This window comes from Chroococcidiopsis thermalis PCC 7203, from assembly GCF_000317125.1.
Lineage (GTDB): Bacteria > Cyanobacteriota > Cyanobacteriia > Cyanobacteriales > Chroococcidiopsidaceae > Chroococcidiopsis > Chroococcidiopsis thermalis.
In genome coordinates, this window is record NC_019695.1 from 5,270,944 (window position 1) to 5,291,647 (window position 20,704).

General features: G+C 42.9%; 21 protein-coding genes and 2 pseudogenes. 16 read left to right on the plus strand and 7 right to left on the minus strand.

The genetic code is table 11. The features are described 5' to 3' along the window. Positions 1–319: 319 nt before the first annotated feature. A complete protein-coding gene (locus CHRO_RS22915; RefSeq protein ID WP_015156613.1) occupies positions 320–2,350 on the plus strand; it encodes an aconitate hydratase in 2,031 nt (676 codons plus the stop codon). Positions 2,351–2,519: 169 nt separating this feature from the next. Then, positions 2,520–2,861 carry a hypothetical protein gene (locus tag CHRO_RS22920; protein WP_015156614.1) on the plus strand — a complete coding sequence of 114 codons (342 nt, stop codon included), beginning with the start codon at positions 2,520–2,522 and terminating at the stop codon, positions 2,859–2,861. Between the two features lie 3 nt (positions 2,862–2,864). On the opposite strand, the gene CHRO_RS22925 is transcribed toward CHRO_RS22920, so the two are convergent. Continuing rightward, entirely contained in the window at positions 2,865–4,124 is a 1,260-nt protein-coding gene (locus tag CHRO_RS22925) for an MFS transporter (RefSeq protein ID WP_015156615.1), read from the minus strand. Positions 4,125–4,206: 82 nt separating this feature from the next. Then, the gene (locus tag CHRO_RS22930; protein WP_015156616.1) at positions 4,207–4,464 is read right to left on the minus strand and encodes a hypothetical protein; all 258 of its coding nucleotides are present in this window, start codon (positions 4,462–4,464) and stop codon (positions 4,207–4,209) included. A gap of 71 nt (positions 4,465–4,535) precedes the next feature. On the opposite strand from CHRO_RS22930, the gene CHRO_RS22935 reads away from it, so the two are divergent. The 5 genes from CHRO_RS22935 to CHRO_RS22955 all read left to right on the plus strand — a co-directional run bounded on the left by CHRO_RS22935 (position 4,536) and on the right by CHRO_RS22955 (position 9,082). After that, positions 4,536–4,763: a hypothetical protein gene (locus tag CHRO_RS22935; RefSeq protein ID WP_015156617.1), complete on the plus strand. Its 228-nt coding sequence runs from the start codon at positions 4,536–4,538 to the stop codon at positions 4,761–4,763. Between the two features lie 209 nt (positions 4,764–4,972). Then, positions 4,973–5,251: an acylphosphatase gene (locus CHRO_RS22940; RefSeq protein WP_015156618.1), complete on the plus strand. Its 279-nt coding sequence runs from the start codon at positions 4,973–4,975 to the stop codon at positions 5,249–5,251. Between the two features lie 221 nt (positions 5,252–5,472). Further along, positions 5,473–6,543, plus strand: coding sequence for a 3-deoxy-7-phosphoheptulonate synthase (locus CHRO_RS22945; protein ID WP_015156619.1), 1,071 nt, complete (start codon positions 5,473–5,475; stop codon positions 6,541–6,543). A 157-nt stretch (positions 6,544–6,700) separates the two neighbouring features. Further along, positions 6,701–8,143, plus strand: coding sequence for a RecQ family ATP-dependent DNA helicase (locus CHRO_RS22950; RefSeq protein ID WP_015156620.1), 1,443 nt, complete (start codon positions 6,701–6,703; stop codon positions 8,141–8,143). A 15-nt stretch (positions 8,144–8,158) separates the two neighbouring features. After that, the gene (locus tag CHRO_RS22955) at positions 8,159–9,082 is read left to right on the plus strand and encodes a threonine aldolase family protein (protein WP_084739184.1); all 924 of its coding nucleotides are present in this window, start codon (positions 8,159–8,161) and stop codon (positions 9,080–9,082) included. Here CHRO_RS22955 and CHRO_RS32820 read toward each other — a convergent pair. Beyond that, positions 9,068–10,139, minus strand: a pseudogene (locus tag CHRO_RS32820) (IS630 family transposase). The gene CHRO_RS22955 and the pseudogene CHRO_RS32820 sit on opposite strands and share 15 nt — an antisense overlap. A 74-nt stretch (positions 10,140–10,213) precedes the next feature. On the opposite strand from CHRO_RS32820, the pseudogene CHRO_RS34920 reads away from it, so the two are divergent. Next, positions 10,214–10,351: pseudogene (locus tag CHRO_RS34920) on the plus strand (threonine aldolase); the annotation flags it as partial. 38 nt (positions 10,352–10,389) lie between these two features. Here the strand turns inward: CHRO_RS34920 and CHRO_RS22970 are convergent. The 3 genes from CHRO_RS22970 to CHRO_RS22980 form a co-directional block, all read right to left on the minus strand. Then, complete coding sequence (locus tag CHRO_RS22970; protein WP_015156623.1) at positions 10,390–10,791, minus strand: fasciclin domain-containing protein; 402 nt, start codon at positions 10,789–10,791, stop codon at positions 10,390–10,392. Between the two features lie 130 nt (positions 10,792–10,921). Further along, positions 10,922–11,788 (minus strand): metal ABC transporter permease, encoded by an 867-nt coding sequence (locus tag CHRO_RS22975; protein WP_015156624.1) that lies wholly within the window; start codon positions 11,786–11,788, stop codon positions 10,922–10,924. Continuing rightward, complete coding sequence (locus tag CHRO_RS22980) at positions 11,788–12,543, minus strand: ATP-binding cassette domain-containing protein (protein WP_051033293.1); 756 nt, start codon at positions 12,541–12,543, stop codon at positions 11,788–11,790. The genes CHRO_RS22975 and CHRO_RS22980 overlap by 1 nt, the downstream gene beginning before the upstream one ends. A gap of 160 nt (positions 12,544–12,703) precedes the next feature. On the opposite strand from CHRO_RS22980, the gene CHRO_RS22985 reads away from it, so the two are divergent. The 8 genes from CHRO_RS22985 to CHRO_RS23020 all read left to right on the plus strand — a co-directional run bounded on the left by CHRO_RS22985 (position 12,704) and on the right by CHRO_RS23020 (position 18,765). After that, complete coding sequence (locus tag CHRO_RS22985) at positions 12,704–13,846, plus strand: metal ABC transporter substrate-binding protein (protein WP_015156626.1); 1,143 nt, start codon at positions 12,704–12,706, stop codon at positions 13,844–13,846. Between the two features lie 3 nt (positions 13,847–13,849). Beyond that, positions 13,850–14,725 (plus strand): urease accessory protein UreD, encoded by an 876-nt coding sequence (locus CHRO_RS22990; protein WP_015156627.1) that lies wholly within the window; start codon positions 13,850–13,852, stop codon positions 14,723–14,725. 12 nt (positions 14,726–14,737) lie between these two features. Then, entirely contained in the window at positions 14,738–15,040 is a 303-nt protein-coding gene (ureA, locus tag CHRO_RS22995; RefSeq protein ID WP_015156628.1) for an urease subunit gamma, read from the plus strand. Between the two features lie 82 nt (positions 15,041–15,122). After that, a complete protein-coding gene (locus tag CHRO_RS23000; protein WP_015156629.1) occupies positions 15,123–15,767 on the plus strand; it encodes a class I SAM-dependent methyltransferase in 645 nt (214 codons plus the stop codon). 70 nt (positions 15,768–15,837) lie between these two features. Then, the gene (locus tag CHRO_RS23005) at positions 15,838–16,353 is read left to right on the plus strand and encodes a hypothetical protein (protein ID WP_015156630.1); all 516 of its coding nucleotides are present in this window, start codon (positions 15,838–15,840) and stop codon (positions 16,351–16,353) included. Positions 16,354–16,436: 83 nt separating this feature from the next. Then, positions 16,437–17,324, plus strand: a complete 888-nt coding sequence (locus CHRO_RS23010) for a hypothetical protein (protein WP_015156631.1) — start codon at positions 16,437–16,439, stop codon at positions 17,322–17,324. A 195-nt stretch (positions 17,325–17,519) separates the two neighbouring features. Continuing rightward, positions 17,520–17,894, plus strand: coding sequence for a hypothetical protein (locus tag CHRO_RS23015; RefSeq protein ID WP_015156632.1), 375 nt, complete (start codon positions 17,520–17,522; stop codon positions 17,892–17,894). A gap of 52 nt (positions 17,895–17,946) precedes the next feature. Continuing rightward, positions 17,947–18,765, plus strand: a complete 819-nt coding sequence (locus CHRO_RS23020) for a glucosamine-6-phosphate deaminase (RefSeq protein WP_015156633.1) — start codon at positions 17,947–17,949, stop codon at positions 18,763–18,765. Positions 18,766–18,827: 62 nt separating this feature from the next. Here the strand turns inward: CHRO_RS23020 and CHRO_RS23025 are convergent, their stop codons facing one another. Next, positions 18,828–20,675, minus strand: coding sequence for an N-acetylmuramoyl-L-alanine amidase (locus CHRO_RS23025; RefSeq protein WP_015156634.1), 1,848 nt, complete (start codon positions 20,673–20,675; stop codon positions 18,828–18,830). Between the last annotated feature and the right edge of the window lie 29 nt (positions 20,676–20,704).

Below are 20,704 nucleotides of genomic sequence, written 5' to 3' on the forward strand. Positions count from 1 at the left end.
CCTTCCCAGCCGATCGAACTGTAGTGATATGACTGTATAAATTAATATCGAAACTACAACATATAGCCGACTGAAAAGAGTGGAAATAACAGAAAATCTTACCTTGAGAAGATGCGCGATCGCCTGAATATACTTTTGCATATATTAATAACTGTAACTGCTAAGTAGTATGAATCGACAGAAGATAGCAGGCAAAGAAGAAACAAAGTTTATATTTAATTCTTCCCATTCATTAACTAAAAGTTGCACCTGATACAAGTTTCTAATTTTTGACTTTTAGCTTTTAAATTTTGACTTTTTCATAGGAGCCACGATACCAATGAACGTCACTCAAAAGCTGATCCAGTCTCATTTAATTGAGGGAAAAATGATTCCAGGGCAGGAGATTGGTCTGAAAATCGATCAGTCTCTGACCCAAGATGCTACGGGTACGATGGTGATGCTGGAGTTGGAAGCTTTAGGAATCGATCGCGTCAAAACCGAACTTTCTGCCCAATATGTAGACCACAATTTATTACAAACAGATTACAAAAACGCCGACGACCATTTATTTCTGCGTTCTGCCTGTCAGCGATTTGGTATTTGGTACAGTCGCCCTGGAAATGGTGTCAGTCATCCCGTCCACATGGAACGATTCGGTATTCCTGGGAAAACTCTGATCGGTTCCGACAGCCACACCCCCGCCGCTGGTTCTTTGGGAATGTTAGCTTTCGGCGCGGGTGGAATTGACGTAGCTATGGCGATGGCAGGGGAACCGATGTATCTTAAAATGCCAAAAGTTTTGGGCGTGAAGCTAACCGGAAAGTTGCCTGACTGGGTAAGCGCCAAAGATGTCGTGCTAGAGATGCTGCGGCGCTACGATGTCCACGGCTGTCGCAATACAATTATCGAGTACTACGGATCGGGGCTGGAAAACTTGAGTGCAATGGATCGGCACGTTATTGCCAACATGGGTACGGAAATGGGGGCGACAACGACGGTATTTCCATCCGATGCTGAGGTAAAACGGTTTTTAGCTTCCCAAGGACGGGGTGAAGATTGGGTAGAACTGATCGCCGATGCTGGCGCAGAATACGACCTTCATGACGAAATTAATTTATCTGAATTAGTCCCTTTAATTGCTTGTCCCAGCAGTCCTGGTAATGTCGTCCCCGTGCGAGAAGTGCAAGGCAGATCGGTACAGCAAGTGGTAATTGGTTCTTCCGCAAATCCAGGCATACGAGATTTTTGGATTGTGAGTCAAATTGTCAAAGGTAAAACAGCAAGCGATCGCGTTTCCTTTGACGTTAATCCTACCTCGCGCCAGGGAATCGAGAACTTAGCTGCGATGGGAACGGCTTTCTTAGATCTGATCCACGCTGGGGCGCGGTTTCATCAAGCGGGTTGTCTCGGTTGTATCGGTATGGGACAAGCCCCCGCCTCGAATCAAATTTCTTTACGCACGTTTCCCCGCAATTTTCCTGGGCGATCTGGAACTGCTGACGACCAGGTATATTTGTGCAGTCCTGAAACAGCAGCAGCGGCAGCTTTAACGGGGGTAATTACAGATCCGCGAGATTTGGAACAAATCTACGGCATGAATTATCCTCAATTTGTTGCCCCAGAAAAAGAGATTCTTAATACAGAAATGCTCGTTCCACCTCCTACAGATGGAAGTCAAATTCAGTTAGAAAAAGGACCAAATATTAAATCTCTCCCAGATTTTCCAGAGTTGCCAGATCGCGCGATCGTTCCCGTTCTACTTAAAGTTGGTAACAATATTTCTACAGATGAAATTATGCCAGCAGGGGCGCGAGTACTACCATTTCGTAGTAATATTCCTGGAATTAGTCAGTTTGTCTACTATATGGTAGATGAAACTTTTGCGGAGCGAGCTAAAGTTGCTCAGAAAGAATATGGCGGTCATGTCATTGTTGCAGGCGACAACTACGCCCAAGGTTCGAGTCGAGAACACGCCGCGATCGCACCCAAATATTTAGGACAAGTAGCGGTGTTAGCTAAATCCTACGCTCGAATTGGGTGGCAAAATTTAGTTAATTTCGGCATTATGCCGCTAGAATTTGTCAATCCTGATGATTACGATACTATCGATCGCGATGATGAAATTGAAATTGTAGGAATGCGTGATGCCTTAACTGCTGGACAACCAATTGTAGCTAAAAATAAGACAAAAAACCTTGTTTATGAAATGACTCATAGCATTAGTCCGCGTCAAATTAATATCCTTTTACATGGAGGTGTAATCAACGAATTTAGGGAAAAACTGAGCGATCGACAAGATTTAAGCGAAGATCCTAGCATTTCTGCCAAACAAGAATCTTTGGCTGATAAACAGGATGTATTGGGGTAATTGGTAATTGGTAGTTGGTAGTTGCAAGTTAACCCTTCTCCCCGTTCGATCTCATTCTATTTACCGATCGCTATTTATAACTCTTGGAGGAGATAGCAATCAAAACTTCTGTGACAGACTACGGATTAATTCAGTAAAAAAATCTTGCTCGACCGTTAGGAGAAAGATTATGGGTATAGGCGATTTTTTTAAAAACATTCCTGGTGTAGGCGATCGCAGACGAGATGACGATCGAGACTATCGAGATCGCAATGACGACGACGATCGCAGATATCGCAATCGCGATGAAGATGAGGACGACGATCGCGAGTACAGATATCGTTCGCGGGTAGAAGAAGAACGAGAATATAGAGATCGGTACGACGAAGAGGATGACGACAACGATCGCAGATATAGAAGGCGCGATCGCGACGATGACGATGAAGATCGAGAGTATAGAAGTCGCAGTCGGGATGATGATGACGATCGGGAATATCGATCCCGCGATCGCGACGATGACGATGACGATTAACGATCAACCTACTAGCGATCGCCCCATCCTTTCCTGTTGAAGGCTATTTGTCTCTGGCATTAGTAACCAAAAGCAGGCGAGGGCAACAGAGGCGATCGCTGCTAAAGTGAGGAAACCTGCATTGTACCCTGCCTCTTGTACTACAAAACCTGTCAGCAAATTACTCAGGGAAGCGCCAATCCCTACAGCAGTACTAATTGCCCCTTGAGTCAGGTTAAAACGACCAGTCCCTTTAGTTAAATCTGCAACTATTAACACAGATACTACTCCAAAGATACCAGCGCCAATTCCATCTAAAATTTGTACGGAGACGAGAAAAAAGGGATTGTCGCTAAAAGTGTAGAGTACGCCCCGAATTGGCAAAATCGCAAAGCCTAACAAGAAGACTGGTTTGCGTCCTGCGTGGGCTAAACTTCCCGCCCAAGTTGACACGGGGATCATCACCAACTGCGCCACAATGATGCAAGCTGACATGTACAGGGAAGCCCCTGTAGCCTTACCATCTGCAAGTCTTTGTCCGACAAGGGGTAACATTGCAGCGTTAGCAAAGTGAAATAGCACGGCAGAAACGGCAAATATGAGGATGCGACGATCGCTTAAGATTTGACCGATGCCAGAAATATGCGATCGCTTTTCCTGCCCCTCTCCATCTTGCCCATCTTTTGCAGCCCGTGCCAAGTCGGGATCGATGTCTCGATTGCGGATTTGGAGTACGGAGATCGCACTCGCGATCGCCGTGACTGCGACAAGAACAAAGATTCCTTCTCTAGCAACGAAATGACCGATAGTACCCGCTAAAGCTGCCGCAGCAACATTTCCGGCATGATTGAAAGCCTCGTTGCGACCGATGCGACGGTCTAGTTTGTTATATCCGACTATCCCTAACGTAATTGCTGCTATAGCTGGAGGAAAAATTGCTGCTGCTACACCAATTAAAGCCTGAGCTGAAACTACTGTCGGTAAGGTTGGCGACAGTATCATGCCGATGCAACCTACCGCAACTAGCGCCGCTGCCACCACAACTAACAACCGTTTTTGTCGCAGGCGATCGACCACAGCCCCCGCTGGGGTTTGGGCAATTACTGTAGCAATTCCCATAGCAGACATGGCAATCCCGATATTGGCTGGACTCCATTTATGGGAAGCTTGCAAGTAGATTGCTAAATAAGGTCCGACTCCATCCCGCACGTCAGCAAGGAAGAAATTGAGCCGATCGAGCGATCTCAAACTTTTTTTCGGCGATCTAAGAGAGTTTTTAGACATAGAATTACAGTCCCTTTCTCAGTAGAAAAAAGGACTAAGTTATTTGTTAAGATAGATTACAGACTAAAACAAACGACTAAACTCAAGAATCTACTTTAAGATAGAAACTTGTAGCAACTTTGTCTATTTCATAAATAGAAAAGAAGAGAATTTGCGACTCAACTTCAGCAGCTCTAAAGCTTTCAATACAAGCAATAGATGTATTTCTAGTAGTAAGGTGAATTTTTGCACTATGTTTGAAGTTTGCCAATATAATAGGAAAACTATATATAAATACATTCTCTCTATTTATAAGTCTTATTCCTATAAGTTCGGATGAATGAAACTGTCGCCGTGCCATTAAAAATTCTTGTGATTCGATCGAGACAAGTTGTTAGAAAATACTCTTAATCGATCTCCCAAGGAGTTTTTATGGAGATAGGCGATTTTCTCAAAAATATTCCTGGCTTTCCGCAAGACCGCCGCGATGATGATGGCGATCGCACATCCAGAAGGCGCGATGATGACGACGATGACGATCGCAGGTACAAAGACGACGATCGCGAGTATAGAAGGCGCGATGATGACGACGATGACGATCGCAGATATAGAAGCCGTAAACGCGATGACGATGATGATGATGACGATGATGATGACTAAAACCGTCGTCTTGAGTTTGAGCTAGATTGCAGCACCATTTTTGCTTAGAATGAACCAAGTAAGGCTTCGTTTGGCGTTAGCTTCTCAGTTAGCGCCATTTTTGTCGCTCTAAACTATTGCATATCTAATTTTGCACTATGCAATTAACCAGCATCAGATATACTGTGTCTCAGCTTTTTGACTTTTGACTTTTCACTTTTGACTTTATAATGCAAGATCGACTTCGCGCCCATGTATTCGTTTCTGGTAGAGTTCAAGGAGTAGGCTACCGAATGTCAACGGCTGAGATGGCTGCTGAGATGGGGTTACATGGCTGGGTGCGAAACTTACCTGACGGACGAGTGGAAGCCGTATTTGAAGGAACGAGAGAATTAGTAGAAGAGGCGATCGCGTGGTGTCGCCAGGGAAACCCGCCTGCTGTTGTTAAAGACGTGGCGGTTGAGTACGAAACACCAGAAGGATTACGCAATTTTGAGATCCGGCGTTGATTTGGCAAGTGGAGGCAGCCGTGCGCTACTGTTTAGGTTTATGACAGACAATGACAGCGATGTGGAAATCGCGATCGCTCCTGGTGTAGTCTTTTTTTAGACCATCTAGAACGCTTAAGGGAGTTTTTCTCCCAAATTGTTTCGTCTGCCTCTATTTAGAAAATACTATACTGAATATTGGTTTTATCTGTAGTCGTTCTTCAAAATAGGTAATTTTTACTATGCACGATCGTATTGCCGATATCCGCATTGATAATTCACATATCTTAATTACCCCGAAAGAATTAAAAACAAAATTACCCTTGACGGAAAAAGCAGAAAAAACTGTTCTACGCTTTCGGAAAGAATTAGAAAATATATTAGATGGTATAGATAATAGAAAGTTTATTGTAGTTGGTCCCTGTTCTATTCACGATGTTGCAGCAGCAGAAGAGTATGCAGGGAAATTAAAAAATTTAGCAGATAAAGTTCAAGATAAATTACTGCTGATCATGCGCGTGTATTTTGAAAAACCTCGCACGACAGTAGGATGGAAAGGGTTAATTAACGACCCCGATATGGATGATTCTTTCCATATTGAAAAAGGTTTGCATTTAGCCCGGAGCTTATCATTAAAGCTAGCAGAAATGGGTATTCCTGCGGCAACAGAAGCACTCGATCCAATCGTACCGCAGTATATCAGCGAACTCATGTCTTGGGCGGCGATCGGGGCGAGAACAACTGAATCACAAACTCACCGAGAAATTGCTAGCGGGCTATCAATGCCAGTAGGATTTAAGAATGGGACTGATGGGGGAATTCAAGTTGCTCTCAATGCCCTCCATGCAGCGAGTACGCCACACAATTTTCTGGGGATCGATCAAAGGGGACGAGTGAGCGTTTTCAAAACAAAAGGAAATGCTTACGGTCATATTATTTTACGGGGTGGTGGTGGCAAACCTAATTACGAGATTGCCCATGTTAAGAAAGTAGAAGAAAAGTTAAAAGAGGCAGGTCTACCACCACGAATTGTCATCGATTGCAGCCACGGTAATTCTAATAAAAACTACAAATTACAAACTGTAGCTTTTAATGATGCGATCGCGCAAATTGTAGAAGGAAATACATCAATTCTAGGAATGATGTTAGAATCTCATTTGTATGAGGGTCATCAGTCAATTCCTTGCGATTTGTCAAAATTGAAATATGGTATTTCAGTGACAGATCAGTGTATCGGTTGGGCAGAAACTGAGGAAGTTATTTTGGCAGCTTATGAGAAATTGAGTAAGGAAGCGATCGCGGTAGGTGGTTGAGATCCCCCCAACCCCCCTTAAAAAAGGGGGGCTAGATCTCCCTTCAATCCCCTAATAAATGTAGAGACGTTACATGTAACGTCTCTACAGTGAAATTACCGATCGCTTCCTCACCAACTAACAGTTATATTCAGAGTCAAAAAATTGCTGAACAACAATGAATGACTCTGAATCTGGGCAACATATTCGCGCTACCTTACAAAAAATCTGGGGATATGCATATTTTCGTCCACCCCAAGGGGAAATTATTCGTAGTATATTGTCAGGGCAAGATGCTTTGATAATTATGCCTACGGGTGGAGGTAAGTCAATTTGTTTTCAACTTCCAGCGCTACTACAAACAGGGTTAACTATAGTTGTTTCTCCTCTAGTAGCGTTAATGGAAAACCAAGTTAAAGAATTGCGCGATCGCCATCTTCCAGCTGCTTTATTACACAGTGAGTTACCAAAGGATAGTCGTTTTGAAACTCTACAACAATTAGAACGGCAACAGTTAAAACTACTTTATTTATCGCCAGAAACTTTACTCAGTAAACCGATTTGGGAAAGGCTATCTCAACCACAATTAAAAATTGATAGTCTAATTTTAGATGAAGCTCACTGTTTATCTCAATGGGGCGATACATTTCGTCCAGCTTATCGCCGTTTAGGTACAGTGCGATCGGCTTTACTTCAGTCTAAACCAGTTGGAGCAAAAATTGCGATCGCGGCTTTTACAGCAACAGCAGATCCGACAACTCAGCAAACAATTCAGCAAGTCTTACAACTACAACAACCAGCAATTTTTCGTCAAAATCCCTACCGTTCCAATCTCCAGCTTCAGGTAAAAATAGTTTGGACACCAAGAGGACGGAAACAACAATTAGAGAAATTTATTCAGTCACAACAGGGGGAAGCTGGATTAGTTTACGTGCGTACGCGCCGCGATAGCGAAAGTTTAGCAGAATGGTTAATGCAACAAGGATATACTACTGCGGCTTATCATGCAGGTTTGAGTCCAGCAGAACGTCGTAGAATTGAAGCTAGCTGGTTGAATGGAGAAATGCAATTTGTTGTTTGTACTAGCGCGTTCGGTATGGGGATTAATAAACCTAACGTGAGATGGGTGGTACATTTCCACTCTCCCTTATTATTATCAGAATACGTGCAGGAAGTTGGACGTGCTGGCAGAGATGGAAAACCGAGTATTGCATTGACGTTAATTAGCGAACCTACAGGATGGCTAGATCCAGAAGATAAGCAGCGTCAGCAGTTTTTTGAAAATAAAATGCGATCGCAATATTTATCAGCACAGCAATTAGCAAAAAAACTTCCAGTGAAGGGAGAAGTAGAAGCTGTAGCACGCAAATTTTCTGATGGTGCGATTGCGTTATCTCTCCTCCACAGTGCCAATTTGTTAGATTGGCAAGATCCATTTCATTACACGATCCGTCAACCAATTAAACTAAAGCCACCTAAACAATTTCTTGCCGTACAGCAGATGACTCAGTATCTTACAACGAAACAGTGTCGCTGGCAGTATTTGTTAAAATGTTTTGGTTTCAGTCAAGAATTACCATCTTCAGGTTGCGGACATTGCGATCGATGCAAAAAACATTAATTATGTAGATAGATTATGGTAAACAATCCAGAACAATTTGCCAGCGATAACTACTCTGGAATTTGCCCAGAAGCCTTAGAATATATGCTGAAAGCGAATGTAGGAAGTTCGCCTGCATATGGTAACGATGAATGGACGCAAAAAGCCTCAGATTATTTTCGGCAAATCTTTGAAACTGACTGCGAAGTATTCTTCGTCTTTAACGGCACGGCTGCTAATTCACTCTCTCTAGCTGCACTTTGTCAGTCTTACCACAGTGTCATTTGTCACGAAGTCGCACATATTGAAACCGATGAATGCGGCGCACCAGAATTTGCTTCTAATGGTTCTAAGTTATTACTAGCAAAAGGCGAAGTGGGTAAGCTAAACCCAGCGTCAGTAGAAGCGATTGTCAGCAAACGTGCAGATATTCACTTTCCCAAACCTAAAGTTATTAGCTTGACACAAGCTACAGAATTAGGAACTTTATATTCTATCGACGAACTTTTAGCAATTAAAGCAGTTGCCCAAAAATACAACTTAAAAATCCACATGGATGGCGCACGCTTTGCCAATGCTGTCATCGCAATGAATAAAACTCCAGCAGAAATTACCTGGAAAAGTGGGGTTGATGTCTTGTGTTTTTGCGGAACGAAGAACGGTACGGCAATGGGTGAAGCAATTATCTTCTTTAATAAAAGCTTAGCAGAAGACTTTGCCTATCGCTGCAAGCAAGCGGGACAATTAGCATCGAAAATGCGATTTATTTCCGCACCTTGGCTGGGTTTATTAGAAACAGGTGCTTGGTTAAGAAATGCGCGTCACGCTAATGAATGTGCGGAATATTTAGAAAATCAACTTTTAAACATTGAAGGTGTAGAAATTCTATTTCCCAGGCAAGTTAATGGTGTCTTCGTGCAGTTATCAGAACATACTATAGCGAGTCTAAGCGAATCGTGAAAAAGCATCGTAGTTGCTAAAATTTGGAAGATTAAAGAGTTTTAAGTCAACAAAAAGCTGAAATAAACGTTTGACGCTCTTAAAACTTTTTCCAAAACGATAAAATCTTCTCAGGAGAGTTTTCAGTTGTAACCAAATAGCTTCGACCGGATTCTCTTGAGGGGCATAAGGGGCAAATCGGACACAAGTAATTTGCCAATTTTCAGGAAGAAGCCCTTCATTTTGTTCGGTGAGAAAATCCCTCATTACTTGCCCTCGATGATAAGAGGCTCCATCCCAAATTAATAAAATTCTGGCTTGTGGATGTTTACCTAGTAATTTTTTGACGAATTCTACTGTTAGTTCTCCATTTGCTGTTGGCTCAGGAACCAAAGTAAACTCTTGAGTAAATAGCTCTAGCGCACCATAATAAGTTTGCCGTTCCTTGGGATTGAGGATTGGGATTTTTAAAGGATTTTTTACGAAGTTCCAAAGATAGCCAACCAGATCGTTCCAGAGAAGATGACATTCATCTATGATATACACAACTAGCTCTTCAGCTTCAATCTGGGGTCGATACTTCTCTAGTAACTCGGCAATTTCTCGGTTTTTTTTGAGATCGCTTCTGGGTCTTGACGTGGACTGGTTTGTTCTCCTTTTTGCCACGTAATTCGCGCTTCTTTCAACAGTTGATAATAACTTTGTCGCGATTGAAAACTATATCGTACTGCTCGATTAGATACACCTCTAAGTCTGAAATATCCCAAGTTTTTTGTTCGACCAGCCACTGAATTACCGCTTGCCTTTCAATTTGAGTTAAGTAACCTTTTCCTCCTTGATACGAAGACCTTAACGCAGCTAATCCACCAGACTCGAAAGCTTGTTTCCATTTGCTAATAAATCCTACAGAAACTTCTAAGATTTGGCTAATTTGTCGATATACATAACCTTCCATAGCTAGCTTCACAGCTAAAGCTCTTCTCATCTCTTTTTCATTTGGGTGACTTTGAATGAAATCTTTTAAGAGTTGAATTTGTTGTGTTTTGGTTAGAGAAGTCGGATTCACGCTAGTTTTCATCAGCCTCTGACATCTAGAGCTTCATTCTACCTACTTATCTCCAATTTTGTTCATAACTTGTTTAGACTCGCTATATTAATCAATTACGTGCTAAAAACTGGCAATTCTACACTTTTATCGGTGCTGGTGGTGTAAGATTTATGTGTTCTTGGGGAACGACTAAAGAAAGAATTGATGAGTTGGTTGCAGATATTAAAACGTCGATCGCCTGATGTAGAGACGTTACATGTAACGTCTCTACAGATATAAATTACCCCATTAAAATCACGCGGTTAATTACATGAATCACGCCGTTATCAGCTTCAATATCTGGTGCTAATACTGTGGCATTTTTGACTTCAAAGCCATCAGTACAGTTAATCGGAATTGGCGAACCTTCCACCGAAATGACAGAATCGACTTTTGCTAAGTCAGCTTGCATCAACTTACCAGAAACAACATGGAAAGTTAAAATTCTTGCTAATTGAGGAATGTTTTGTAGTAAGGTTTGAATAGTTCCAGGTGGTAGTTGTGCAAATGCTTCGTCGTTAGGTGCAAACACCGTGAAGGGACCAGGACTTTTGAGGGTGTCTACTAACCCTGCTGCTTGTACTGCCGCTACTAAAGTATTGAAAGAACCCGCACCAACAGCAATATCGACAATGTCAGCCATGTATCTTACCTAGAGTATAAAAAAATGCTCGTATAGCAATTACCAATTACGAACATATCATAGGTAGGGACGCATAACCGTCCGCTCCTATAAGATATATATTATTCAAATGATAGAATTGACTCTACTATTATTCATTACTCAACTGCTTGGTTTTCACTTGTCGCCAACGCATAAAAACCCCATAATTGGGACTGAATAAAAAAGCTAAGGCAAATAATCCCGAAACAACTAAAACGATCGCGGGACCGGATGGTAAGTTAAAAAAGTAACTGAGATACATGCCGCTAATACTAGAAACAATCCCAATCGCCGCACCTAAAATCATCACTTGATGCAAGCGAGTGACTAGTAAATAAGCTGTTGCCCCAGGTGTAATGAGGAGGGATAATACTAAAATCACGCCTACTGCTTTCATGCTGGCGACAATTGTTAAAGCAATTAACAACATTAAACCAAAATTTAGCTGATTCACTGGTAAGCCAGCAGCTTGAGCGCCTAGCGGATCGAAAGTGTAAAATAGGAGTTCTTTGTATAAGAGGAAAACAACAATTAATACTACAGTGGCAATAATTGCCGTATCGCGGACATCATCAAATGTCACGCCGAGAATATTGCCAAATAAAAAGTGATTCAGATCGATTTTATTTTGCTTCTGAATTGTCGTGATTAAGGTAATTCCCAAGGCGAAAAAAGCTGAAAATACTATTCCCATCGCTGCATCTTCTTTAATTGGCGATCGCGTGCGTATCCAAGCAATCAGCAGCGTACTAATTACCCCAGCAATAAACGCCCCAACAAAAATATTTGCCCCAACTAAAAAGGCGATCGCGAGTCCTGGCAGGACAGAGTGACTGATGGCATCTCCCAACAAAGCTAAGCGTTGTACCATCAAGTAACTGCCGACGACAGCACACAATAAACCAACAAGAATCGCCACAATCAGCGATCGCTGCATGAATCCATACTGCAACGGCTCAATCAATGCCTCAAGCATCAAGCAGCAGCTCCACTAAAATACATCACCTTACCACTGTAGGCGCGATAAAGATTATCTTCAGTTAACACTGAAACGCGATCGCCCGTAGCAATTATCTCGCGATTGAGCAGAATCAAATCGTCAAAGTGCTGAATCGATTCTCCCAAGTCATGATTCACAACTAATACGATTTTTCTAGCTTGGGCTAATTCGTGGAAAACATCAAAAATTACAGTTTGGGTTTTTTGGTCAATTCCTACTAATGGTTCGTCAAAGCAAAAGATTTCGGCTTCTTGAGTCAAAGCCCGTGCTAAAAATACCCGTTGCTGTTGTCCTCCCGATAGCTGTCCGATGGGACGATTTTTATATGCGTCCATTCCCACCCGTTCTAATGCAGATTGGGCGACTTTACGACTGACAGTAGAAAAACGCTGAAATAAACCCGTTTTCTTGACTCTGCCCATCATCACCACATCCCACACCGTAGCAGGATAAGTCCAGTCAATTTGCGATCGCTGGGGAACGTATGCAACTTTTTCCAACTGCTGCACCAAAGGCTTTCCCTGGTAAAGCACGTTACCGCTAGACAGAGGAACCAGTCCCAACATTGCTTTGATCAGAGTACTTTTACCCGCACCATTTGGACCAAAAACTCCGGTCAGCCTTCCAGGTCGCACCGTACAGTTAACATCGCGTAGTGCTTCCTGCGTGCGGTACTGCACCCCTAAATGGCTGATATTAATATTTGCGGCGCTGGCGATATTCATATCCATTTTCTGTACGTTCGCAGCAGTTGGCACAAACCCATGAGTATTTATTCTGGGCTGGAGTTTCAAATTAAAAGTTTTCATAACACTAACTTTTTTTGTCTACTTTGAGCATACTGTAAAAATGAAAAGAATATGAAAACATCTATAAAAGGAAATAATGTTGATGATAAGCGGGCGTAATGATAAGGGAGTCGGGAGTCGGGAATCGGGAGTCGGGGGAAGAGGGCTGAGAGGGACAAGGGAGACAAGGGAGACAAGGGGGACAAGGAAGACAAGGGAGACAAGGGGGACAAGGGAGACAAGGGAGACAAGGAAGACAAGGGAGACAAGGGAGAAAAATTACTTCCGACTTACGACTTACGACTTACGACTTCTTCTTTTGCCTCTTGCCCTTCTATCTAGTTGTAGCCAACCAGATGCAAGCCGCACCTCTCCGGGGACAGAAAAGCCGCAAGTCGTGGCGACTAGCACCATCATTAACGATTTGGCAGAACGGGTAGGAGGAGAAGAAATTCAACTGCGGGGAATTTTGAAGCCAGGGGACGATCCCCACGTTTACGAACCAGTCCCAGCCGATAGTCAGGCATTGGAAGATGCGGACTTGATTTTGTATAACGGCTACAATTTGGAGCCAGGACTAATTAAGCTGATGAATGCAGCAGGATTGAAAAGGCGTAAATTGGCTGTAGGGGAAGTTGTGAAACCTTTACAGCTAGATAAAGGCAAAGGGGAAATTGTCCCCGATCCTCATGTTTGGGGCGATGTGGAAAATTCAATTCAAATGGTGAACCGAATTCGCGACGCTTTGATTGAATTGTCACCGGAAGATAAAGAGAAGTTTACCCAAAATGCCGCACAACTGATCGCCCAGTTGCAGGAATTAGATACTTGGATGACTCGGCAAATTCAAACCATCCCCATAGAACGACGAAAATTAGTTACGACGCACGATGCATTTCAATACTTCGGTCGCGCCTATGGAATGGCGATCGCCGGGACTCTAATTGGGATCAGTACGGAAGAACAACCCAGCGCCCAAACTATCCAAAAATTAGTCGAAGCTGTGAAAAAAGCTGGAGTTCCCGCTATCTTTGCCGAGACCACAATTAACCCTGCTTTAATTACTACTGTTGCTCAGGAAGCGGGAGTCAAATTAGCACCGCGCCAACTCTACTCTGACTCGATCGGCGCTGCTGGTAGTAATGGAGATTCGTATATCAAAATGATGGTAGCGAATACGCAAACGATTGTAGAAGCACTGGGAGGAAAATACGAGCCATTTGAGTCAGTAACCAGTGACCAGTGACCAGTGACCAACTACAATAATTCTGTGCATCACAAAAATACTATTCCTTCTACCTGGCATGGCAATTTAGATATCGTGTATGCTCTGCGCAACGGTAAGACACAACCAATAAGCGATCGCGTTCAAGCACCGCTAAAAGTGCAGCGTCCGTTTTATCCAGAAGGAGACATCTGCCATACTGCTATCTTGCACACGGCTGGGGGAATTGTGGGGGGCGATTGCCTTTCCATTAACCTGCAACTCCAACCGCGATCGCAAGCTTTAGTCACGACAACAGCAGCGAGTAAAATTTATCGCAGCAACGGCTTACAAGCTAGACAAATAGTCGAGATTCAGATTGATGAAGGTGCTTGTTTGGAGTGGTTGCCCCAAGAAACAATTGTCTTTAACGGCGCAAATTATCGTCAAGACTTGCGCGTAGAACTAGCCCCAGGTGCTAGCTGGTTGGGTTGGGAAATTACCAGATTTGGGCGTAGCGCTAGAGGCGAAAGATTTTTACAAGGAGAATGGCGATCGTATACCGAAGTCTGGCAACAAGGACAACCTTTATGGATCGACCGACAATGGTTGCCAGGAGAAGAAGCAATTCTCAACAGTCCCCACGGTTTAGCCGGACATTCTATTGTCGCCAGCCTTACCTGGATCGGATGCGAAGTCTCACCGGAGTTAGTAACAAAGTGTAGAGACGTTACATGTAACGTCTCTACAACCATACCAATTACTAATTATGGAGTCACTCGCCTTCCACATGGATTATTATGTCGCTACCGTGGCTCTAGTTCAATTGAGGTGCGAAACTGGTTTACATCTGTGTGGCAGTTACTACGCTTATCATTATTAGACAGGTCTAGCTGTTTACCTAGAGTTTGGCAACAATAAAAAGGACACTCAATGCAACTTACGCCGCAGGAAAAGGATAAACTACTCATCTTCACCGCTGCTTTGGTAGCAGAACGCCGTAAAACTAGAGGACTAAAACTAAACTATCCAGAGGCAGTGGCGTATATTTCTGCCGCTATTCTAGAAGGGGCGCGAGAAGGACGTACTGTCGCCGAGTTGATGAGTTTTGGCGCAACTCTCCTGATGCGAGATGAAGTCATGGAAGGAGTACCGGAGATGTTGCATGAAGTCCAGATAGAGGCAACATTCCCTGATGGAACGAAATTAGTTACCGTCCACAACCCGATTCGTTAGTTAGAAATGGGTGGAAGAATAGCTTTACACTTCGTAATTTTTTCTAAACTGAGAAGAGTAGAGGTATTTAAACGCTCGAATTATGATTTTGCGCCCTCACGACCGGATCAAGTTAGACGATACCAACGACCAGCAGTTCTATTCTTTTCCGCGATTTGTCACCCATGTAGACGATAATTTTATTCAACAACTGACTCAGTTATATCGAGAACGCCTCAAACCCCACACCCGAATTTTCGACATGATGAGTAGCTGGGTGTCCCACCTTCCAGAGGAAATGGAGTTTGCTCATGTAGAGGGACACGGGATGAATGAAGAGGAACTAGCCCGTAATCCTCGATTGCATCATTATTTCGTGCAAAATTTGAATCAGAATCCTAAATTTCCGCTACCAGACCAAGATTTCGACGCAGTATTGAATACTGTTTCGATACAATACTTGCAGTATCCAGAAGCAGTGTTTAACGAGATTCATCGGATTCTGAAACCGGGCGGAATTGTTATCATCAGCTTTTCCAACCGCATGTTTTACCAAAAAGCAATTCAAGCTTGGCGCGATGGAACGGAGTCGAGCCGGGTAGAATTAGTCAAACAGTATTTTCAAGCCATACCAGGATTCTCCGAACCCGAAGTTATTACCCATCAGTCCGGCACTAATAATTTCATTCAGTGGTTGGGTGTCGGTGTGAAAGATCCGTTTTACGCTGTCATTGCCCAACGCATCTAAAATCTTCCGAAACTAAAGCAAGCGATCGCCAGAATAAATGATAAGTGTAAAGCATCGAGCAGGAGGCGTTATGTTTTTTCGTCAAGGGCGTAAAATTTTAGTGGCGTTAATGCTGTCATTGTTACTATTTACTACAGCATGTACGGCTACAGAAACTCCAGGGCGGTTTGACCAAGCACAACAGGTCAGCAATCGGCAAAAAAGCGGTCAAGCAGTAGTCAAAGAAGCGACTCAAGGCAGCGAGTTCAATCGATTTTTCCCAGCTGCGAGCGGTGAATTTCAACGAGTTTATACCCAAGAGAAAAAAGGTTTTGCTGAGGCAAAATTGAAAAGAGGTGGTAAAGATCTGGCAATGCTATCTATTTCTGATACTACAAGCTTGCCAACTGCCGCAGCAAAATTTAAGACGAGTACAAAACAAATTAACGGTTATCCCGCCGTAGAAGTTGGTACGACACAAACAGCAGTTTTAGTCGGCGATCGCTATCAAGTTAAAGTTTTATCTCGCGATCCATCCTTTACAGCTAGCGATCGCGAAGCGTGGTTAAAGAAATTCAACCTCAATGGACTCTCAAAATTGCAATAAATGTCGATAGTTAATTGTTAATTGTTAATTGTACTTTTCTCTTAACCATTGACTATTAACTATTAGCGTATAAGGAGAATATTGTGAGCAAGTCAATTATTCAATTAGTGGACGAACTTCCCACTAATAATCTAACCGTTTCCATGCTGCGATCGCTCGATTTTGTGATTCCCGGGCAGTGGAATAATTTAGTTGATTTTGAAAATACAATTCGTACCGTTACAGGCGAAACTGACGAAAGTATCATTCAACAAGTTGGCGAACGGGCTATCTATCTCTACAACGATCGCTCTCAAGGATATCAGAGGGCGATGTGGTTATATCAAACTGTAGATAGAACCGATAAAGCCTTGGGTGCAGCAGCTTTTGCGAATAAGGTAGGGGAAAAAATTCCGCTTTTGGGTTTCTTAAATAAAGTCACTCCTAAAGCTGATAAAGCTCAAACTATCGACCTAACTTTGAAATTAGTCGTCGAGTTGCTGGCTTTTTGTCAAATTAATGGTATTCCTGGCGATAGTATTGGTGATTTCGTTACTTCCCTGGCAGATTACAGTGGTGAATCCTTGATGCGCATGGTAGCCTTAGTTTGCGTCGATGGATTGATTCCTTTTGGTTCTGATTTTATCCAAAAGGCTTTAGCAACTTTAGATAAAACGAGTCCCCAAGAATTAGAGCAAAGCTCTACTTTCCAAAATATTAATAGCGACATTCCAGGAAATAATTCCGCCAGTAAGTTGAACTTTATCGGTGAAAGTTTCAACTCTGTCACGGGTTGGATGAACGATTTAGTTGTTTCTCGTGGGTTGACACCGCAGAAAGTCGTGAGCAATCTACAAGGTTTTATGGAAGTTGCTGACGATAAATTAGACTACCTTGCTGCTTTTCTCGATGTCTCGACCAATTATTACGAACATACAGGAACCCAAACATTAGCACGACGGTTAATTGAAAGAGCAGTAGCAGAAATATAAGTCCTGTACAGGCATTTGTAGAGGCGTACGCATAGCGTCTCTACATTCTCAGCTTTTTCCACAGAATATTGCTAGCAAAATCACTCTGTAGGGGGATTGCTTTTTAGCAATCTATCCTCTACATTCTCCTATCAATAAGCCTTGCTTGTATTTGCTATATCAAATTATACCAAACTAAAGCTAGTAGTAAATAATATGGAAGAAACATTTGAACTAACGGAATTACAACCTGAAGATTTAGAAACAATTAAGGTTGACTCTTTAGCAGATCTAGATAGTTTAATAGCAGAAAAATTCAACCTTTTCGTGCGTCCCTATTCTACAGACATCAGAGCTGCATTAGAATTAGTTGCTTGGGATTTAGAAAATTCAGATGCACCTCACTTTGAGTTATTTCGAGTTGAGGAACATTCTTTACCAGGATTACCTTTTGTTGCTAGCTTTATCCCAAATGGTGTTTGGGGTTACGGTGAAACTGCGCCTCTAGCAATTTGTCAAGCAGCACTATTTCGGCATAAACAAATTAAGTTCGAGCTATCAGTTAATTCGTACGGTAGCGAACGAGCTTGAAAAATTGTTGAGGATTGTTATAAAGTGGCGGTACGCTTGTCAGGCTGTTTAAATGTCCGATCTTCCTCACAACTTCCAAACCGACACACTCGCTAAAATTTTGCCAGTAGATGCGCTGACAGTACGTTTGTACGATCGCGCTGATGAACTTACCACAGACGCAGCTAAAATTACGCAACGCTATTTACAAAACTTACTGACGCAGCAAGAGACTGCTAGGGTAATATTAGCAACTGGCAATTCTCAAATTGAATTTCTCTCAAAATTGGTAAATTTAGGTGAGATAGACTGGTCACGAATTGTCTTTTTCCATCTGGATGAATATTTAGGAATTGATGCTAACCATCCGGCGAGTTTTCGGCGTTACTTGCGCGAACGAGTCGAAGAGAAAGTTCATCCAGCAGCATTTCACTATATTGATGGCGATACCGTACAACCGTTAGCAGAATGCGATCGCTATACTAAGTTATTATTGTCTCAGCCTATCGATCTATGTTGTTTGGGAATGGGAGGCAACGGACACTTAGCTTTTAACGAACCATCAGTAGCAGATTTTCAAGATCCTGACTATATAAAACTTGTAAAGTTAGAATTATCTACTCGTCAGCAACAAGTTAACCAAGGTTATTTTAATAATATTGCAGCCGTACCGCAATACGCTTTTACATTAACAATTCCAGCAATTTGTTTAGCACACAAGATATTTTGTTTTGCTCTTGGGAAACATAAAGCTCAAGCAGTACAGCAGTCTTTAGAAGGTGCGATCGCTACGAGTTGTCCTGCTACTATACTCAGAAGTCAAGCTCAGGCAACATTGTTTTTAGATGCGGATTCAGCAAGCCTTTTGGGAAAGTCAAAAGTTAAAATTTAAAAGTTAAAAACTTAAGTTTTAGTTTTTTGTCGCGCCAAGACGCAGAGGCGCGAAGAAGAAGGCTAAGAGTTTATCTCAATATTACTAAACCATTGTGTTATTCCTTGGGCGATCGCGCTGGCTAGTTGTTGTTGTGCTTGCGGGTTGACGATCCATTCAAATTCGTGGGGGTTAATCATGAAGCCTAACTCTAATAAGATTGTTGGGGCTGAAGCGGGACGAGTTAAAGCGAGATTGTTCCAGTACAGTCCGTAGTCTGGGCGGTTCAGTTTTTGGACTAAATAACTATGTAAAAAACTGGCGAGATCGTGTGCTTGGGGATGATACCAAAAGGCAGCTAATCCTTGCGTTTTCATGGCATCACCTGCATCTGGTAGAGCATTGTAATGTAGAGAAATTGCGATCGCGGGTTCAATTTTATCGATTATGTCTACTCGATCTGGTAACGATAAATCTACGTCTTCCTCCCGCGTCAGGTAAACTTCCGCGCCTCGTTTTTCTAGCTGTTCCCGAACTAATTTAGAGATTAATAAATTGATATCTTTTTCAGGATAACCCGTTGGTCCTAATGCCCCAGTTTCCTTCCCTCCATGTCCGGGATCGAGGAGAATTTTGATTCCAGAAAGAGGAGAGTCGGTAGGGGCGCACTGCTGTGCGCCCGTACAGGGGAGTCGGGAGTCGGAAACTTGGAATTTTGAATTTTGAATTTTGAATTTTGAATTTTGAATTTTAGGAGAATGACGCAGTGTCAACACCAAACTCGTTCCTTCGTAGCGCAATTTATAACCCCATTGCTGTTGGGATTTGAGGTTAAAAATATATTCCAAGCGATTGGGTGTGACTTGCTGCCAATCGAGGCGAGAGATTGTGGGATCGTCGTCGAGGCGGATTGTATCTGTTTGAGCGGTGGTATTATATAGAGTTAGTGTTAAGGTGCGATCGCCTTGCTGTATGCTTATGGGTACGGGGACTTGCAGTGGAAATACGATTTCTGTTGCTCCAGGTACGCGACGGGCGCTGACACTCCGAATAAGCGATCGCGGTGGGATTGCTCCTGGTATAGTTCTGGTTTCCTTACTATTAATCCAACCGCCATAATCTAAGCGCAGCCATTCTCCTTCTTTCCCTGTAACTGCTGCCCGCGTACCCTTGGGTAAAGGTGTGAGGCGAGAGTAGTCGGTACTCGCACCAGTTCGCGCTACTCCCTCATTTGCCGTGACTTCGACGACTTCTAAATTTGCAGGTGAGAGAACTGTAACTTTACCTGGACTTGGTTGAGTCACGGTTTGACTGTTTAATATTAGTTGAAACTGTGGTTGAATTCCAGAACTAGGAGTGAAACCGCTAGTAATAGTATTATTGCCATCTACGAAATTCCCTAATTCTGGTAGAGTGGTACAACCTTGATATTGCCCAGATGTTAATTGTCGAGTTGGCTGATTTCGTCCGGTTAAAAGTGCAGAGTTAGCAGGCAGTTGGACTTGTTGTATTTGGGGGAAAAGGCGAATGTTATCTTTGCCTAATTGAACGGAAACTGTAGATTGAGGAGGTGCGATCGCGCTAAAACAAACAAGTTCCCCTGGCATTCTGGCAATATCGACATTAGGAGTCAAGGAATCTTTACCAAATGCCAATCCTACAGGTGGTACGGGGGTTGTATCTTGTCGCTGTACCTTTAGTTGCACCTGTCGATCTTGATATTGCAATATAAAAGTATTCTCTCCGACTCGCAAGGGAAAACTAGGGGCAAAATGTCCGGCGCGACTGCGTTCTATCGGTTTACCGTTAACCAAAACTTTACCCGTTGGCGGCGCTGTTCCTACCAAAAAGATGCGATCGGCTACTGTTTGATGGTTAGCAGGGGGATACACTACTGATAGTTGCTGTTCTGCCCCAACTGGACGTACCATAAGCAGGACAAAGATAGTTCCGAGAAAGA